Source organism: Virgibacillus sp. 7505, from assembly GCF_002272135.1.
Classification (GTDB): Bacteria; Bacillota; Bacilli; order Bacillales; family Amphibacillaceae; genus Terribacillus.
This window is the reverse complement of record NZ_NPBF01000401.1, coordinates 1-221: the sequence shown is the minus strand read 5'-3', so window position 1 is coordinate 221 and position 221 is coordinate 1. Positions and strand designations below refer to the sequence as shown.

Annotated in this window: 1 protein-coding gene; it reads left to right on the top strand. The window is 43.4% G+C overall.

All coding sequences use genetic code 11. The features are described 5' to 3' along the window. Positions 1 to 221: hypothetical protein (locus tag CHH91_RS20810; protein WP_217973797.1), on the top strand; the 221-nt coding region annotated here is incomplete at both ends.

The following is a 221-nucleotide window of genomic DNA, read 5'->3' as shown; positions in this document are numbered from 1 at the left end:
CACTTTCGTTGGCGCACAAGATCCGCGCAAAATTATAGAAGTGTTTGGTCTTTCTGACGTGGACTTTCGTGAAACGACTGGCCAAAATGGTTATGCATCTGCTTTGCGATATGGTCATATATCTTTTAACTATGCTGGTCGTGCTGATATGGGTGTCAATGTTGATATTAGCGGTCAAGGTTGCCGAGAATTGGAACAGTTGAAAAGTGTAAGTTGGCAGG